The sequence below is a fragment of the Pedobacter sp. PACM 27299 genome (assembly GCF_001412655.1).
Taxonomy (GTDB): domain Bacteria; phylum Bacteroidota; class Bacteroidia; order Sphingobacteriales; family Sphingobacteriaceae; genus Pedobacter.
The window spans coordinates 2133261-2150163 of the sequence record NZ_CP012996.1; the positions used below are offsets into that span (position 1 = coordinate 2133261).

15 protein-coding genes are annotated in these 16903 nt (G+C 36.4%); 8 read left to right on the forward strand and 7 right to left on the reverse strand.

Going from position 1 to position 16903, the window contains the following annotated elements:
- Window position 1: 1 nt before the first annotated feature.
- Together AQ505_RS08890 and AQ505_RS08895 are read left to right on the forward strand one after the other, a co-directional pair.
- Window positions 2-1402 (forward strand): argonaute/piwi family protein, encoded by a 1401-nt coding sequence (locus tag AQ505_RS08890; RefSeq protein ID WP_062547851.1) that lies wholly within the window; start codon window positions 2-4, stop codon window positions 1400-1402.
- The gene (locus tag AQ505_RS08895) at window positions 1402-2001 is read left to right on the forward strand and encodes an HNH endonuclease (protein WP_062547852.1); all 600 of its coding nucleotides are present in this window, start codon (window positions 1402-1404) and stop codon (window positions 1999-2001) included. Before AQ505_RS08890 ends, AQ505_RS08895 begins: the two co-directional genes overlap by 1 nt.
- Window positions 2002-2616: 615 nt before the next feature.
- Here AQ505_RS08895 and AQ505_RS08905 read toward each other — a convergent pair.
- Window positions 2617-3375 (reverse strand): histidine kinase, encoded by a 759-nt coding sequence (locus AQ505_RS08905; RefSeq protein WP_062547854.1) that lies wholly within the window; start codon window positions 3373-3375, stop codon window positions 2617-2619.
- Window positions 3376-3419: 44 nt separating this feature from the next.
- Here AQ505_RS08905 and AQ505_RS26330 point away from each other — a divergent pair, with 44 nt between their 5' ends.
- Complete coding sequence (locus AQ505_RS26330) at window positions 3420-3584, forward strand: hypothetical protein (RefSeq protein ID WP_157262273.1); 165 nt, start codon at window positions 3420-3422, stop codon at window positions 3582-3584.
- Window positions 3585-3589: 5 nt separating this feature from the next.
- Here the strand turns inward: AQ505_RS26330 and AQ505_RS08910 are convergent, their stop codons facing one another.
- Both AQ505_RS08910 and AQ505_RS08915 read right to left on the reverse strand, forming a co-directional pair.
- Complete coding sequence (locus tag AQ505_RS08910; protein ID WP_062547855.1) at window positions 3590-4330, reverse strand: LytR/AlgR family response regulator transcription factor; 741 nt, start codon at window positions 4328-4330, stop codon at window positions 3590-3592.
- 60 nt (window positions 4331-4390) lie between these two features.
- Complete coding sequence (locus tag AQ505_RS08915) at window positions 4391-7189, reverse strand: lantibiotic dehydratase (protein ID WP_062547856.1); 2799 nt, start codon at window positions 7187-7189, stop codon at window positions 4391-4393.
- Window positions 7190-7567: 378 nt separating this feature from the next.
- On the opposite strand from AQ505_RS08915, the gene AQ505_RS08920 reads away from it, so the two are divergent.
- The 3 genes from AQ505_RS08920 (at window position 7568) to AQ505_RS08930 (ending at window position 8994) form a co-directional block, all read left to right on the forward strand.
- Window positions 7568-8149 carry a Crp/Fnr family transcriptional regulator gene (locus AQ505_RS08920; protein WP_062547857.1) on the forward strand — a complete coding sequence of 194 codons (582 nt, stop codon included), beginning with the start codon at window positions 7568-7570 and terminating at the stop codon, window positions 8147-8149.
- Window positions 8150-8242: 93 nt separating this feature from the next.
- Entirely contained in the window at window positions 8243-8704 is a 462-nt protein-coding gene (locus AQ505_RS08925) for a MauE/DoxX family redox-associated membrane protein (RefSeq protein WP_062547858.1), read from the forward strand.
- 41 nt (window positions 8705-8745) lie between these two features.
- Entirely contained in the window at window positions 8746-8994 is a 249-nt protein-coding gene (locus AQ505_RS08930; RefSeq protein WP_157262275.1) for a DUF6520 family protein, read from the forward strand.
- Window positions 8995-9024: 30 nt separating this feature from the next.
- Here AQ505_RS08930 and AQ505_RS08935 read toward each other — a convergent pair whose 3' ends face one another.
- Genes AQ505_RS08935 through AQ505_RS08945 form a run of 3 tightly spaced genes read right to left on the reverse strand, consistent with a single transcriptional unit; the run spans window position 9025 to window position 14703 of the window.
- Entirely contained in the window at window positions 9025-10386 is a 1362-nt protein-coding gene (locus tag AQ505_RS08935; RefSeq protein ID WP_062547860.1) for a TlpA family protein disulfide reductase, read from the reverse strand.
- Window positions 10373-11740 carry a RagB/SusD family nutrient uptake outer membrane protein gene (locus AQ505_RS08940; protein WP_062547861.1) on the reverse strand — a complete coding sequence of 456 codons (1368 nt, stop codon included), beginning with the start codon at window positions 11738-11740 and terminating at the stop codon, window positions 10373-10375. Before AQ505_RS08940 ends, AQ505_RS08935 begins: the two co-directional genes overlap by 14 nt.
- A gap of 11 nt (window positions 11741-11751) precedes the next feature.
- Window positions 11752-14703, reverse strand: a complete 2952-nt coding sequence (locus tag AQ505_RS08945) for a SusC/RagA family TonB-linked outer membrane protein (RefSeq protein ID WP_062547862.1) — start codon at window positions 14701-14703, stop codon at window positions 11752-11754.
- A 519-nt stretch (window positions 14704-15222) separates the two neighbouring features.
- On the opposite strand from AQ505_RS08945, the gene AQ505_RS08950 reads away from it, so the two are divergent.
- Complete coding sequence (locus AQ505_RS08950) at window positions 15223-15504, forward strand: helix-turn-helix domain-containing protein (RefSeq protein WP_197286336.1); 282 nt, start codon at window positions 15223-15225, stop codon at window positions 15502-15504.
- A 1-nt stretch (window position 15505) separates the two neighbouring features.
- Window positions 15506-16003, forward strand: coding sequence for a hypothetical protein (locus AQ505_RS08955; protein ID WP_062547864.1), 498 nt, complete (start codon window positions 15506-15508; stop codon window positions 16001-16003).
- A gap of 56 nt (window positions 16004-16059) precedes the next feature.
- On the opposite strand, the gene AQ505_RS08960 is transcribed toward AQ505_RS08955, so the two are convergent.
- Window positions 16060-16695: a Crp/Fnr family transcriptional regulator gene (locus tag AQ505_RS08960; RefSeq protein WP_157262277.1), complete on the reverse strand. Its 636-nt coding sequence runs from the start codon at window positions 16693-16695 to the stop codon at window positions 16060-16062.
- Between the last annotated feature and the right edge of the window lie 208 nt (window positions 16696-16903).

Here is a 16903-nt window from a genome sequence, read left to right on the forward strand (position 1 = left end):
AATGGAATTCCCAGCATATCAAGTCATACCTGAACCTAAGCTTACATTTGAGGCTTTATCGAATGCCCAAGACATTCATCCTTTGAGGGGATTAAAAGCTTTTAATCCATATTCAAGCAAACTAAATCCAATAGAAAAGATAAGAATTGCTGCCATTTATCCCCAAGGCTCTTACCAAATACTTGAAAATCTTGTGCGTGAACTTCACTCAGTACACGTTCCAAAAGAAAGGGCTAACTATTTAGAGGAATTTACTGGTATCGAAAATATATTCAAGACAAAGGTTGAATTAGTTCAGGAAAATCTTTCAATATCTTTGCAAACCGAAAATCTTTTCAAAGATGGTATTGAACCGTATATTACATTAAGTGAAGCTATAAGTGGTGCCATTAGAGAGATGGCTAAACGAGTTTTAGATTATGATGTCTTAATGGTTTATCTGCCAGACTACTGGTCTCCCGGATTTGAAGACCTCAATACAGGTTTTGATTTACACGACTTCATAAAAGCCACAACGGCCATGCAGAATATTGCCAGTCAGGTTTTAAGAGAAAGTAGCGCAATCAAATATAAATGCAGATGCAGTGTCATGTGGAGATTGTCGATAGCATTATATGTTAAAGCTGGCGGTATTCCTTGGAAATTATCTTCATTAGATCAAAATTCTGCGTTTATCGGATTAAGTTATGCAACGAGACTAAACACAAATACGAATCAATTTGATTTTACAACATGTTGTAGTCAAGTATTTGACGCCGATGGAACCGGTTTGGAGTTTGTAGCATATGATGCATCCGAAATTGAGACTAGAATTGGAGATAATCCATTTTTATCAAGGGCAGAAATGAGAAAGCTAATGTCCAGAAGTTTAGAGCTTTACCAGCGCAAACATGCAGGTAGAAGACCTGAAAGGCTTATTGTACATAAAACAACCCATTTTACAAAAAGTGAAATCGATGGAGCCTTTGATGCAATTCCTGGCAATATAAATCTCGAACTTCTACAGATTGTTCAAAATAGTAATTGGAGAGGAGTTAATTATATTGATAAAGCTGGAACTAAAGGAGCGGATAACTTCCCATTAAATCGTGGATCATACTTTCAAATTGGCCCCCAAGAAGTCTTATTATGGACTCAGGGTAATGTTGTTCTAAACAATAAGAATTTCTTTAAAGAAGGTAAAAATATTCCAGCACCAATTTTGATTAGGCGATTCGCAGGTGACGGTGGTTGGGACCGAAACTGTCAAGCAATACTTGGGCTGACAAAAATGAATTGGAATCATGATGCATTGTATGACCGTTTGCCAGTAACGCTTGGGTACGCTCAATCTTTAGCGACTACGATTAAAAGAATGAATAAATTAATAAACAAACCATACGAGTTTAGATATTTTATGTAATGGGTTACAACTGCAATAAATGCGGGAGCGGTAAATTAAAAATTGATGGAACATATCCCTATCATGATATTTATGAATGTCTGGATTGTAATTATTTGGGGCACACTCGTATAGAAGATTGTTGTCGTAGGCCATTTCTTGTTGTCGCCATTGTCCATTATGACCACGACAGATATGCGCTGTATCATCAATGTTTAAATTGTGGTGGTGCCGAAAAAACAAAGCATTTAAAAACAAAAGAATACGGGAGTCAAATTCGGGGCGATTTCAATCAAGACAGGTTTGAAGAATGGAAAGTGGGAAAAAGTGAAGAAAGTAATATGATCTATGGAAGTCTTAGACATGCTAATTATCAAAATTCCAATTCCTATAAATACCACACCTATCTTCTATCCGAGGAATGGAAGGCAAAGAGAGCTTTAGTGCTTAGCCGAGATCATAATTTGTGCAAATTATGCAATACTGAACCGGCATTGGATATACATCATCTGACCTACGATAATCTTTACAATGAACCTTTGGAGGATTTGCAGTCCCTTTGCAGAGCATGTCATGTAAATTTGCACCGGACTGAATTTTTGAAAAAACATTCAAGATAGGCAAAGTCTCATTAGACCTGGAAAATTTAATCTATTAAAAAGGTATTTTTATAACTTGTCTCTGCTCAAAAATATGCAACAGAAATAAATAGAACTTTTACCGTGTTTTGTGATGTCTATTGAATTGTAAAAAGTACTTTTTTTCTATCGCCCGAATAACTAATCAGGCTAATAGTACAGCATGTAAATTTGGGTAGAGTTGAAAGGAGTAATATCCTCTCATATCAGTTTTGCTATTCTGCTTTAGAAAGGTACTCCAATTCATCAATTAACAAATACCGTGACAGTCACCTTAAAATAATTATCTGGTTCCTTTTCATATTTCAATTCCGCTCTATCCCCATAAGTATGCAATAATCGCAACCGTATATTTTCCAGGCCAGAGTTAAATCCAGGTGGCTTCAGTCCGGTATTGATGAAGTTACGGGTGTTAATTATCAATGTGTCTTTTTGGAAACTAATTGTAATCTGGGCTGGGGCTAAAGGTTCAGTGAGGTCCCCATGCTTATATATGTTTTCTGTTAAGGTTAATAGGACCAAAGGAATGAATAGTACTGTTTCGCAACTCTCGTCATATTCTAATTTGATGTTTAGTACTTGTTTTTTTCGGATTTGCTATAAATCTATCAGGTGCCTTACTTGCTCGAGCTCTTTTTCTAAAGGGATCATTGCGACACCCTGGTCGGTTTGAATGGCGTAGCGCATAATATTAGTCAGTAATATAATCGCTTTTGCTGCTGCCGGTTGAGTTTTATGCGTCTGACTATAAATAAAATTTAAGGTATTGAATAGGAAATGGGGGTTGATCTGGGCCTGTAAATAAGCATTTTTTGCATTAGAGAGCTCTATGGCAGTTTCTTTCTCTTTTAAAACTTGTTCCATGGCTTGCTTTTCAAGTTGAGCTTTTGCAGTTCGTTCCTTTAAGTAATTGTTCAGGAAATAATAACCAGAGGCAAATCCGATAAAGTAAATACCTCTCCAAAGGCTGCCAAAGACGAACCAGTTGTTGATTTTTAGGTCTTCAATTTCGATTGCGGTTGTGAAATGTGCTAAGAAATAGTCTATTTGGTAGCTTGCGAATATATAAAGTAAGATCTCTATGGCTGTTAAAACGGGGGCTCTCCATATGAATTGCTTCGGTTTTCTAAACGCGAGAGGTAAAATTAATAAGGCATGGATGTAGAAAATCCCAATGTTAAGGGCATAATGGAGCGCGTAACTAAGTACATGTCCTTTTATTCCAGTGGCCAGCCAAACGGCAAATGATTCATAAAAGATAAAAATACTCCAAGCAATTAAATGGACTTTGTAGTTAATTTGAGGACGCTTATTTGAAGTAAGTAGTTGTTTGATGTAAGTCAGGGAACCATTCATGTAATAAATTGTCTAAAGATTTTTAGAGTGGCTAATTTTCGGATATGAAGAAATTAAGCCAAATTAAATCGAAAAGAAAAACGGCATTTGTTTTTAGGTCAGCCATCAAGGATGATATCTTGGTTACCGATCCAACAATTAGTAGTTTAACTATTGTATCTGGAGGATCAAGGATCTTTAAAAGCTCAGATGGTATGGCAAAGCCATAGCCGAATTAAATTCTTTTGGAGATCAGAGTTTTTTGATCAATGTAGCTCAGGAAATCACCTTTATATGGATTGGTCATTAGTGCCTGGTACTTACCTAATTCTATGGTGTTGCCCCGAATTTGACTGATGTAATCTGTATTAATGATATAGGATTTATGCACCCTGAAGAATCGGTCATCATCTTTTAAAACTTCTTCCATTTCCTTCATCGTCATATAGATAGTATACCGCTTGTCCTTTGTTTGAAGATCTACATAATTCATCGCAGCCTGGATATAGATAATCTCATTTTTATCTACTCTGGTTAGTTTACCTCTTTCTCCGGTTCTTAGGTAGTAGGATTCATTGTCGCTCATTTTTGATTCCCTGGGCTGGAAATCATCGGAAATGATTTCTCTGATGGCTTCTAGGAATTTGGAAAGCTCAATAGGTTTAAGCAAGTAATGTTTGGCTCTAAGGTCAAAAGCCTTTATCGCATAGTCCGAAAAAGCTGTGGTGAAAATGATGTTTTTCACCTTTTTTCGGACATTTTCAGCTAAATCTATTCCGGATAATTTAGGCATATCAACATCTAAAAATAAAATGTCTATAGGCTCCTGGTGTTGCAGTATAGTAGTGAGTGCCAAAATTGGATCTGTAAAAGTGGCTTGAATTTCCAGCTCTGATATTTCCTGAATATGGTCTATTAAAATATCGATGGCGAATTGATCATCATCGATGATAACACATTTGATGGTAGATTTCATAAGCAAATAGTTTTCTGTAATTTAATAAAAAAATATTTGCCGTATGATTCAATCACTTGTTCAATAGTCGTTTTGGGTTGCTTTATATGAATTTTTTTGAAGGTCTTTGGATAAATAATAATAAAAAACCATCTCTTTCATCCTTTGATTTGTTGAAAATAATCTATTCAGTTGCATATGAATTAAATCGGTCAGTAGTTGAATTCGATCGATTGGTCTGTAAAACGTTAAAATTGAAATAAAAGAACCTTTAAGGATGTTAAATTCATTCAGTTGTAAGCCTGTAAGTTTGGGCATATCGACAGAGGAGTAGGTTTTATTATTTTTATTTAAGGTTCCAAACTCTTTCCCGCTGAGCTGATGTTCGGCGGCAAGACTGTTTGAATTACCCAATATGAGTGTTTTTAAGTCCTGTTCATTGAGGAGATTTGATTCTTTGATGGTGTATATGAATGCTGAACAGAGCTTGTACTTCTCGAATGCAGTTAAATTCAGTTTTAAAATAGAAAGTGCAAATTGACTATCCTTAAAAAAGTGATGCTCCACCTTTCTAATGTGCTTTTCTCCATATCTGCTGGTTTCTTTTTTATACGTTCTTAAACGAATATCAGATACTGTTCCGGTCTTTAGGTCCTCTTTTAATGCAAGTGATAATGCAGAAATTAAGTCATAGGCGTGTTTTTTGTTTTTGAGGTGGAGTCTTAACCTGAGATGATGCCCATTTTCTGTATACCGTATGAAAAACCACTTCTTTATTTTTCTATAATGCTTTTTTAAAAAAGTTGGGATTAGGTACTGAAGTAGGATGTCACTCCGTTGCGGATGGCAATATATTTCAAAATAAATCCATTTTCCTCCGGGAGAAATCAAAGCTGTTTTTTTTGAATGGAAATTGTAATGGGGTTTTAGATTTTGATAGAGTTCCTGGGGATGGGTGAGCGATAATTGAATTTGCCCCTGGAAATTTTTTTGTAGGCTATCCTGGAGGAAATTCTTTTTGGGTGCGAATGCTTCTTCGATATATAGGGTTTTGTGTTTCTTGAGCAATTGTTGAAAGATCCTAAGATCAGTTTGTTGCTGAATATCAAAAACGAGCGTTTGGTCAGCCTGTGCGTATCTAAAATAGTGAGGTATTAATCTTTCTTTGAAATGGAGTAGAAGAAGATCAATGGGGAGCATTGGATCTCCAATTTTGTCAAGTTCAATTTTCCATTTGGCGGGACTGAGTACAATGTTCCGGTATTGAACTCTAGGGTAACTGGAACAATCCGGAATGATTCCTTGCAGGTCCAAATTTAGATCTGATTGTACACCCTGATGTTGCAGGTCACATAACAGACGGAAAATAGGAAGGTCTGACCGGTTATAATTATAAGCACTGGATATTCTAGGGATTAATCTTCTATTAAGTTTTTTGGAACGTAGAATAAGCTCATCTTGATGCACAGACAAATAAAGATCGCTGAGTTCTAATGGGCATTGGGAAGTGTCATAATTTAGAATGCTGAGCTGGTGATGATAGATTCTTTTTCTACGATTGATATTATCTATCTGTTTTTCAGCTGTATATGCTACATCAAAAAAAAGCACGTTGGGATTAGCTTGCTCTTCGATTTTGGCTATTGATTTACAAGTTTTTTTTATTTGTTTACCTAGGAGTGTAAAACGGCCTAGCAAGGCGTTAGCCGTACAGCCGCCTATGGATTCAACATGTAGTAAATCTTCAGATACGGTCATTATCGCACTGAGTGAATTGGGGACGGGAAGTAAATCTTTACTTTCTGGTAATTTGAACTGTTCAAGCTGAATGATAGTTGGCTTATTAGTATTGGAATTGGCATACTGCCATAAGGTTTTCTTTAGGAACACTTCTGAAGAGAAGTTTTTACCCTTAAATACCGATAGCAAGCTTGAGTCAGTTTCTTCAAGTGTCTGTTCTAAATTATGGTAGCCAATCCCGATTTCGGGATCTAATGCTTCCATAATTGGAATTTCTGCGTATTCAAATTTATGATAGAATTTATGAATGAAAGAGGCTAAAGCTGGACTTTTGGGATTGTTGACCAAATGTCTTAGATAGTGTATCGCTTTTGGTAATTCTTTAAAAAGCTGAATGTCTGGCCCACCTTGCCGTACCTTTCGTCCAGCTAAAACATATTTTTTTGTGCTTTTTTCTGGGTGACTTTGAATACGTTTGAAATAGTCCTGACCAATGATATTGGAATGATTGCTGGTGAAAAGTAAACCAAGAGAGATTAACTCCAGAAGGTTTTCTTTCAGGTGGTTGGGTTTGTATCCCTGTGACTTGAGCTTGTGAATTAATGCAGGAAGTTTTATGGGCTGCTTGCATGCACGAAGTAAAGCCATTAAAGTAGAATTTCTTTTTACCTCTTTGAGACTATACATCCCATCGTTAAAGCAAAGATATCGGATTTCGCTACCTATAGCATAGGTACTGGAATTACTGACAAAAAGCAGTTGATCCCAGCCAGTGTCGTTTATTGGTATAGAAACTTGAATTGAATAAGCCCAATCTGTAAACTCATGAAGTTTTTGTTGCGGCGCTAAAATAATGGGGCCATTTTGGTTTTGTTGGAAATTAAATGTTCCCACAGCGCCAAAGCTCCCATATGGTGTTCCTCTGTACTTTGACCTATTGAAATACTTCCAAATGCTGCAATAAAGATTAAATGGAATTTGATCCAGGTCTATGGATTGCAAATCTTTTATCTGCTGATAAAAGCTAGGTGAAGCATGTTTAATGGCCGCTTTTAATGGTGCCCAGTGATCCGCTAATTCAGCTTCCAAGGAGAATTTTGGTGTTCTAAAAAGGCCTTGTTTATGAATGGTTAGCTTCATTTGCTATTTTGTTTAAGGGAAACTAGCAGTAGTTTTTACTGACCAAAAACTAATTACATGAAAAGGAGCAAGGCTTACATAAGATGCAACTTGACTTATAGTAGGAGAAAGATGGAACGCTGTTGCTTGCACTGGTGTAAGTCAAAACTGCTTACATCACGGTCTTTATTTACCCGGTGTAATAAGGAAGGTGTTGTCTGGCAAGTGGGATATATTGGACTTGAGAAATTATTGATTTATTAACCGATCATTTCAATCCGCGTTCTTTATTCCAATTCTGGATCGATACAAAAAAGGAAGTGATTGAGCTTCCTTTTTTAGTTTTGCTAGAAGAGAGGGCCTGGGATTAAATGGTCCATCAATGGAAAGGAGATTGCTATGATTTCTAATTCAGTTTTTACGTTATTGTTGGAGCGCTTAGCCTCTTTTTATCCATTAAGTGCAGGACTTGTAAATGCATTAAGGCCATTTTTGAAAGAACATGATGGCCTTAAAGGGGAAATCTTATTACAGAAGGGTAAAAAAGGAGATCAAGTTTGGTTTATTTGTGAGGGGCATGCACGCGAAATTGGGGTTGATCTGGAAAATGGTAACGAAATGACCAGTTGGTTCTGGTTTAAAGAAGATTTTATTTTCGCATATCCAGGTTTCTTTAGCCAACAGCCCGCTGAATCAGCGGTGGAACTTATAGAAGAGTGTCGGCTAATTGAAATGGATTATGAGGATTTTATCTTACTCCGTGATACCTTTCCAGAGGTATGGCCTTTGGTGGAGTCCATTAGGCACTATTATGATCATTTGCGCTTAACACATTTGAAGGATTTGCAATCACTTTCAGCTAAGGTAAAATATCTGAAGTTTTATCATGAACATAAATCACTGTTTAATATTGCTCGGCATAAAGACATTGCAAATTTTCTAGGAATCAAGGATGATGGCTTTAATAGATATAATTCATAATCGGTGGAAATTCATTAGGGCGGTGATCTGCCAACAATTGTGGGGCTTTCTGGCTGGAATGGTGCTGAAATTAGATGAAGTAAATCATCTGCTATGAAATCAAAAACATTCACCGAAATCTGTGCTGCATTAATAATACTGTTATTTGCCTATACAGCAGTTAGCAAGCTGTTAGAGTATGATAAATTTATATTCCAAATGAAGCTGTCTCCTTTAAGTCTGATGGGGATTCTTGCACCTTTTTTAGCCTGGATTGTCCCATTGTTGGAGATCATTTTAGTTGGATTCTTACTTTTTCCTAAAGTAAGAAAAGCAGGATTTATAGGATCAATTATTTTACTTACGGTATTTGAAGTATATATTTTAGGCATGCTCGTTTCGGGCCTTCATTTACCATGTACCTGCGGTGGAATTGTCAGTATGTTGAGTTGGAAAGGTCATTTGTTTTTCAATGCGTTTTTTATTGCGGTAGCCTATTTGGGATTAAGATTAGCACCCAAAAAGAAAATGGAACAACCATCAAAAATCGAATATTCAGCGCGTCCGGAAGCGTGAGTAGATCATAAAAGTCAATTATTCATTAAATGTTAAACGTTATGAAAAGTTTAAAGTCAACTTTCCTTGCACTGGCAATAGTTGCTGGTGTTGGAGGAGCCTTCGCTACAAAAGCGGCAAACACTTCAAGCACTCTGGATCCAATGTACAGTTGGACAGGAAGTAATTCGTTTACCGGGACCATCCCGCAGGCTCAACTTCATTATGGCTGTTCAGGCAGTAAGGCTGTTTGTGCTACAGGAACGAATGTGGACGACCCACTAGATGTTCAAACTATCAGATTTAATTAGTGAAAAGCCCCGGAATTCCGGGGCTTTCTCTTATAGGTCTATGATCTGTATAATGGGGTATTTTGCGTTTATAAGCTTAAATTTTAGTCCGAGTTGTTTACTTAAACAATTTTCAATGTGTTGCTGTTGGGTATAAAGGGAGGGATCATCTCCAAGATCAATTTCTGCTTTAATAGGATAATTTATTTTGGTTTTGTTAAGGTATGGCTCTTTCCTTGGAATTCTAAATGTGGCGCTAACGATCCAGTTCAGGAGATAGTCTAAAGGTACATTTGAAATGAGAAGTTTGTTGTCTATTATACCCATCTGATAGGGAGCATTTTTATCTGCTTTTTTGATTTTGTTGGATTTAATGTCATATGTGACTACCCAACAATTGCGCTTTTTTAACACTTTCCTTGTGTGAATACCAAGGTTTAGTTCCAGGTCATTGATTACGTGTTTACTGAAGATTGAATCGGTCAATCGGTTTGCAGTTCTAAGCTCATAAGTGTACCGATTGTTCTTTTGCCATTTAGCTAAAGATTCCCCCTTATAAGTCTGAATATTCTTTTTTTCTCCCGGCCAAAAGTACTTAGAAGAATCAGTGGTTATTATTTCCATTAGATAGTCATTTGATATTAGGCCTGGCATTTGGTAGGCATTATAAATCATGTCTTTAATGAGTGAGTTGAATTCGAAAAAGCGTTTCATATTTGGCCTTCCAAGTTTTCCAGGGCTAATTACTGTTCCACTCATTTCAACACCTTCTAATTTTTTTACAAAGATGGATCTGAATCCAAGTAAGGAGTCTGGAATTTGTAATGGTTTCAACTGATCAAAAGGGAGTTCTTTTTTGAAGTCCATTACTTTTATTTTATCATTCAAAAAAGAAATTAGGTTAGCCTCTGTGATACTTTCACCACCTGTTATAGCCTTAACAATGCCCTGTCTATTGATCCATACATTATGAGGTAAGGCCTGGTGGAAGAATAGCTGTGAAAATAGCTTATCATCAGTTACGATTTTTAGAGAAGAACCTGCGATATTCTTATGGTTATCTAAAAATTTTTGTACTGTTGTTTTATCTTCATAGCTGATGGACAGGATACTAAGGCTATCCTTGTGTTTATTGGCCTGTGTGGCCAAAAATTCTAATTCCTTCACGCATGGTTTACACCATGTTGCCCAAAAATTTATAATGAGGCCTCCCTTTTTAATTAGCATTGCTGTTGTTAAGGGGCTCTGGTCTGGTTGAATCAGGAATTGTATGGGTATATCTGGAAGGGTATCATTCAATTGGACTTCGGGATCAGATTGTGCTCTTATAGAAAAAGATAAGCTACAAATTGCAGCCAGTAAAAAGATCTTTTCCATGATCATGGTCCTTGATATAAATTTAATAACCATCATTTTGTATGAGATTAGCATTGTAAGTGATTTCTTTAATTGGAATAGGCAATAGAGCACCGGAGCTTATCCATGTAGGTTTTAGGGATGTCATTATATGCTGTAAATTTCCGGTGCGTTTTAGGTCTAAAAATCGATCTCCGTTTTCAAAGAACATTTCATGTCTGCGTTCCATATAGATTGCCCGTAGGGTCTCATCTAATCTGATTGGGTTGATTTCTGAAAGTCCGGCTCGTTTCCTTAGGATGTTAATATCATCTTTAGCACTATTTTGACCACTGATTTTATTTTGCCGGGCTCTTGCTTCTGCCCGTATGAGATATTGTTCAGCAATACGGAGAACGATTAGATTTTCTGGATTGCTGATATTTACGGTGGTGTTTTGATATTTATAGGGATAGCCGTATACAATGGTCGAGTTGCTATTTGTGACTGTATTTGCCTTTGTCCAGTTGATTTTTCTTAAATCTCCAGTTTCAAAAGAATTATAAAAATTATCAGTAAAAAATAGGCCGGGTATTTCGGTTGAATTAGACGGGATTATCCCCTCAATAGCTGTGACATAACCCTTTTGGGTAGATAGTTGCAATATACTTTCTTTACTATTTGCCTTGAATACATTTACAGGACTTTCAAGCGGGGTGTAAATGTTACTATTAATTAACTCGTTCGCAAGGCTTTCAGCCATCGTCCAATTGCTCTGATATAGATATACCCTGGCAAGAAGTGCTGTGGCACAAGCCTTGTTTGCTCTGAATTTTCCTGTGCCCTGATAGCTTGCAGGAAGTTGTTCTCTGGCTTGAACTAAGTCATTAATAACTTGGGTATAAATGACACCAGAGTCTTGCTGAGGTGCTTTTCTGTTCTCATCTAAAGACGTTGTTAATAGCAATGGAACTTTCCCGTACAAATTGACCAGAAAAAAGTAAGTATAAGCTCTTAAAAACCGGGCTTCACCTTGTATTTTAGTTTTGAATTCCCCAGTAAGTTGAGAGCTGATTGTGGTTTGTTCCAGAATCATATTACATTGATAAATGACAGAGTATAAGTATGTCCAGTTGTTCTGATTAAATCCATCGTATGCCGAAATCCTGCTTTGGTTCCAATTCTGGTTGTTTAGACTTACAGATTCATCAGCATAAATAGACAGGAACTGGTTGCAGACTGGATCTTGAAGATTTTCAAGTTTTACATAAATGTTAAATAAAGCGGCCTTTACACCATTCGTGTCAGCAAAGACTTTATCTGTGGTCAGCTGGTTTTTAGGGGATTCCACATCGGTTAGCTTTGAACAGGAAAAAAAAATCAATATGGTGATGCCGATTAGGGTTTGATGGATGATAAGTTTAAGGTTCATGATTTTGTAATTTAAAATGTAAGGTTAAAACCGATGACAAGGGATTTTATAGGAGGGATGTTCCTTTGGGTTGCTGATAGTGCTCCGGATTCTGGATCCATCAGGGGATTATTATTGTTCCAGAACGTAACTAGGTTTTGCCCCCTTAAAAATAGGTTGAGCGTTTGTAACTTCATTTTTGATGTCAGCTCGGTCGGCAACCTGTAACTAATGGCTACATTTTTTAATCTTAGGTATGAAGAATCAAAATAATTTGCAGACGAGTTGGCGTAATATGAATCAAAAATGGTACTTGCCTTAGGTACATTGGTGATGTCACCAGGTTGTTGCCACCTTTCTTTTATAAAAGCATAATTATTGATTAAAAGACCAGGAGAGGACCGGAGTCCACCAGATAACATTTGCTTTGCAAACTGGAAAAACAAGTCTATTGAAAAATTGTGGTAAGTTATGGTATTGCCAAAACCACCGTAGAAATCTGGAGTGCGTTTACCTATGGTATTAAAATAATAAGGTGATTGACTAGAGAGGCCATTCTGATCACCATAACTGGCGTTGCCTTTTTGAGGATTTATACCTAAGAATTGATATCCATAAATTCTGGTAATGTCATAGCCAACAACCAAAGTTTGTGCATAGCCTGAGTCCTCAATGTTTTGGAAACTAACTAATTTGTTTTTGGGTATAGTGAGATTAAAGGTGCTACTCCATTTGATGTTGTGGTTTTGGAGATTAACTGTTGTAAGTTCTAGTTCCCATCCTGTATTTTGAACTATTGCTGGAAGGTTAGCCTGGTAGGATGCAAAACCAGTGATTACTGGTAGGTTATATTGTACCAATTGGTCTTTACTGCGGTTTCTGTAGTAGTTGAGGTTGAATAAGATTCTATTTTTCAAAAAACCTGTTTCTAGAGCAAATTCTAACTTTCTCGTGGTTTCCCAATGAAAATTTGCATTATGGATACGAGATGGATTCAAAGTAGAGATGCCTTCATAGGCATAACCTTGGCTGGAATAGGTTGATAAGTATTGGTAGTCTGCAATTTGGTCGTTTCCTGTAGTTCCATAACTTGACCTCAATTTTCCGAAACTTAAGAAGTCAAGATGGTCTTTTAGGAATTGTTCTTCTCCAAACAGCCATGCTGCGCCGATAGCACCAAAGTTTCCAAAGCGGTTTCCGTCCCCAAATTTAGATGAGCCATCACGTCTAAAAGTGAGGTTTAAAATATATTTACTGTTGAGGTTATAGGTCGCCCGTCCAAATATAGAGAGGTATTTATAATTGGTATTATTGTTTGATCTAATTTCAACTGTTGCAGCGGATGCAATGTCTTCCATCAACTCTTCATTACTATAATCACTGCTTCTTAAAAACAAATCCCTACCTAATTTTTCCTGATATGTTCCTCCCAAAAGCACACTTAGTTGGCTATTGTTAATTTTCTTTTGATAGTTAATCTGAGGTTCTACAAGGTATGCTTGGTTTGAATTTTGTCCATACTGGGTATAGTTTGTCGATCCAGGAGAAAGAGATCGCATCGGAAAAAGCTGTACCTGATTGGTGTTGATTTTACTATATCCGGTACTCAGTTTAAAGTTCAGATTATTAAATAATTCATAACTAAGGTTAATATTGGTAATGATGTTGTCCGTTTTAGCTGTAGTAGTAGCATTCATTTCTGCTAAGGGATTAGTGCCGCGCCATTGATAATTTCCTGATGTATTTATTAAAGGGAAATTGGGAGGTAATAGTAAGCCAGAACTAGCCCCCTGAAGATTTGGACTTCTATTATTGTCAAGTATAATTGAGTTGGTGAGTTGCAGTTGGAATTTTTGATCAGCTGAACGATGGTTAAGGTTAAAATGCAATCCACCTCGAGTGTATCTTGCTAAATCAGAAATTACATTACTTTCTTGATGATAATTTACTGAAGTATTAAAAGTAGTATGCCCAGAGCCGCCTGTTAAACTTGCCTGTAAATCTGTGTTTTCCGCGTTGTTTCCGAATAAATAATCCGGCCAGTTGATGTCTTGGTTTTGATCCCATAGCAAAAGGTCAGGTGCATTGGTTATCGTAGGAGTTTGATTGGTATTGGTAAAGGCTTCTCTTCTGATTTGAAGATAGTCTTGAAGGTTTAATAGTTTAGCAAGGTTCGTAGACTGGTTTATGCCTCTACTTAGGCTTATACTGGTTTTCGTTATTTCTCCACTACCTCTTTTTGTGGTAATTAAAACTACTCCATTAGTGCCCCTACTTCCATAAATTGCCGTTGCATCAGCATCTTTAAGTACATTAATACTTTCAATATCTGCAGGATTAATACTGTTTAACGGGTTAATTGCTCCTGACATATTTCCAGTTCCAATTAATGAGCTAGGATCAATTATTGAAGATTCAAAAGGAACACCATCTACTATATATAAAGGGTTTGTGCCTGCGGCAATGGAACCAGTTCCTCTAATTTGTATATTGATGTTTCCACCAGGGAGCCCATTGGTGGTTTGGACAAATACGCCAGGCATTCGTCCAGATAATGCGGAAAGAATATTGGTAACAGGCTGTTCCTCTATTTGTTTAGCCGTAATAGTAGAAACACTGCCTGTATTCAATCGTTTGGTCGTTGTACCATAACCAATGACCTGAATTTCATTTAGTGAATTTTGATCTGGTTTTAATTGTATTTCAAGGGAGATAGAGGCCTTTGTAAGTGTTAGATCTTTAGGCTGATAACCGAGAAAACTTATTTGTAAGGTTACCTTTGTTGAAGGAGTAGAAATAGTAAATTTTCCATTTTTGTCCGATGATGCCTTTATGCTAGTTTCCTTTATTTTGATAGTAGCACCAGGAAGAGGTAGGCCATTTTCATCCTTAATTATTCCCGATAGGTGATAGATGGTTTGCGCTTTTGTGCAAAAAAATGTGCAAAGCGTGGCCACTACGATTAATAGTATCGTTTTTTTCATGTTAAATGATTTAGATGGTTAGTTAGATTTTAAAAGAATACCAGGGCGGGCAATTTGAGAAATTACTGATATCGTTTAACCGACAGGAGTATTGCCCGCCTGGAATAAGGTAGGTTTATACCGGTGCCTTTATAATCAACATCTGAATGTTGCGATTGGGGAATGGATTAGTTTTCATATCTCATTTAAATTAGTTTGTTTTTAAATGAGTCTTAAAAAAGCAATACAACTGCCTTATTAAAAAAATAAGGTTGGACTTCACTGCTTTTGCACAAGGTACCGCCAGGAACCCCTTTAACCCTTCACGAGTGTCAAAGTTGACCACAAAAGACTTAAGTGAAGCCCAACCTTAAATATATAAGATACCTCAAAGATAAAAAATATACCTTCAGGTTTGGGCAAATTCACTTGTCCTCTCGCGGTCTAAACTGGCGGTTTTTGTGCGAGACTCCTAAATATTTATACAGAAAAACGTATAAACATCTGATAACAAATATAATAAAAAAAACTAAATGACGTATGTTCGTACGTCATTTAGTTTTTCTATTAGTCGGAAATTCCGCAATGGAATGGAAAGAAGAGGTGAAAATTAAATTTGGAGAACACCTATTGAGTTTATTAGAAGAGCACGGTCTTAAGCATGACTGTAAACCATCTTTAAGACAATTGGCCATAAGATCTGATCTTGAGTATAGTAATGTCCAAAGAATATCAAAGGGGCAGGTGGATTTGGCACTTACAACTATTTTTTCATTGGCGAAAGGATTGGATATTAAGCCAATGATACTCTTAGATTTTTAGTATGGATTTTATTACCGAAATTATAGGTGGAATAAAGGACTTTCCTGAAAATGATGATAAGAAAAAAGCATTGGCGATTAAAATTTTTCTGTTTATTATTAGGTTAGATGTGAAACTCTTCAAGTTTACTATTAAAGAGCTGGCAGATTTTGCTTCAGTTAATCATAATGTTTTAAATCAACCTTATGATACTTTTAATAATTCTCCTGGTTATGATGAAGCCCTAATAGTATTAACGTGCTTAAATGCAGATAACATCATTGACGAGAATAAGATTTTGTCATTGTTAGAATCTACATTGATCATGATGATGAAGTATAATTTAATTTTTTCAAGGTCATTTATTCAAAATACAGGTGGTTCAAGTATTGGTATCAAAGCATATCCTATTGTATCAAGTATAACTCCTTTTATCAAACAAGATGATTTTTTCGCAACCACTTTTGAGGTTACTTTATCAGATGAGTTCTGGTTAGATTTTAAATCTAGATCGCTTTGATCGATTTTTAAGCATTTTTTGAGTTTTAGCAGTAATCTAAATACTGGTTTGATATTTTAAATAGAGTTTTTTTGATTTATATCACACCTTAACTTTTTTCCTTTTAGTCTGCAAAGTGTTTCTCTGCTGATGCCAAGGTAGGAGGCGATATTGGTCTGGGTGGTTTTTTGTTCTATTCCAGGGTAGTGGTCTAGCAGAAGTTTGTAGCGTTCTGTGGGATTGGAGTCCCGATGTAAAATAAATCTTTCTTCGCTTTGTATTTGGTAACGTTCACTCATTACTCTTCCAATATGATTGCCTTCCCTGGTATCTGCATAGATCGCTTGAATCTGTAACCAGCTGATAGATTGCAAGATGCAATCTTCCAATATTTCTATGTTTTCGTAAGCGGGTTTCTGGGTATAGAAACTATGTACTGAAATCATGAAATCACCCTCATTAAAAAACCATGTAGTGCATTCTTTCCCTTGTTTGTCAAGAAAATAGCACCTGGCGAAGCCCTCCTTTATAAAATAAATGCGCCTGCAGATTTCTCCCTGGCGGAGTAAAATGGTTCTTTTTCTTACGGTCTCTTGTTGAATTTGTGCGGTAAAACGTTCTTGCAATTGCTGAGATAATGGGGTAATAAATCCCAGAGTAGTTAGCATGAAATCAATATCCATAGGAGTTACTTTCTGTAGGATCGAAATCAAACAAGCTAAACTTTAAACCAAAAATATAGACAGACGATACAATATATATAACAGATAAACAATCAATATGTTGTGCTCGTATTCGTTTTGATTTTCTCTAGGTGGCATTTTGTACAAGACACTTTTTTAAGACGGATATTTTTTTGTTGTTTTTGTGATTTGGATCAACGTCTTGGCTTACCGAAGCTTCTAATATTGATTTAGAAAC

What these genes read in the sequence shown, in the direction of transcription:
- AQ505_RS08890 (WP_062547851.1), top strand. Translation starts at nt 2, where the DNA reads ATGGAATTCCCAGCATATCAAGTCATACCTGAACCTAAGCTTACATTT.
- AQ505_RS08895 (WP_062547852.1), top strand. Translation starts at nt 1,402, where the DNA reads ATGGGTTACAACTGCAATAAATGCGGGAGCGGTAAATTAAAAATTGAT.
- AQ505_RS08905 (WP_062547854.1), bottom strand. Translation starts at nt 3,375, where the DNA reads ATGAATGGTTCCCTGACTTACATCAAACAACTACTTACTTCAAATAAG.
- AQ505_RS26330 (WP_157262273.1), top strand. Translation starts at nt 3,420, where the DNA reads ATGAAGAAATTAAGCCAAATTAAATCGAAAAGAAAAACGGCATTTGTT.
- AQ505_RS08910 (WP_062547855.1), bottom strand. Translation starts at nt 4,330, where the DNA reads ATGAAATCTACCATCAAATGTGTTATCATCGATGATGATCAATTCGCC.
- AQ505_RS08915 (WP_062547856.1), bottom strand. Translation starts at nt 7,189, where the DNA reads ATGAAGCTAACCATTCATAAACAAGGCCTTTTTAGAACACCAAAATTC.
- AQ505_RS08920 (WP_062547857.1), top strand. Translation starts at nt 7,568, where the DNA reads ATGATTTCTAATTCAGTTTTTACGTTATTGTTGGAGCGCTTAGCCTCT.
- AQ505_RS08925 (WP_062547858.1), top strand. Translation starts at nt 8,243, where the DNA reads ATGAAATCAAAAACATTCACCGAAATCTGTGCTGCATTAATAATACTG.
- AQ505_RS08930 (WP_157262275.1), top strand. Translation starts at nt 8,746, where the DNA reads ATGAAAAGTTTAAAGTCAACTTTCCTTGCACTGGCAATAGTTGCTGGT.
- AQ505_RS08935 (WP_062547860.1), bottom strand. Translation starts at nt 10,386, where the DNA reads ATGATGGTTATTAAATTTATATCAAGGACCATGATCATGGAAAAGATC.
- AQ505_RS08940 (WP_062547861.1), bottom strand. Translation starts at nt 11,740, where the DNA reads ATGAACCTTAAACTTATCATCCATCAAACCCTAATCGGCATCACCATA.
- AQ505_RS08945 (WP_062547862.1), bottom strand. Translation starts at nt 14,703, where the DNA reads ATGAAAAAAACGATACTATTAATCGTAGTGGCCACGCTTTGCACATTT.
- AQ505_RS08950 (WP_197286336.1), top strand. Translation starts at nt 15,223, where the DNA reads ATGTTCGTACGTCATTTAGTTTTTCTATTAGTCGGAAATTCCGCAATG.
- AQ505_RS08955 (WP_062547864.1), top strand. Translation starts at nt 15,506, where the DNA reads ATGGATTTTATTACCGAAATTATAGGTGGAATAAAGGACTTTCCTGAA.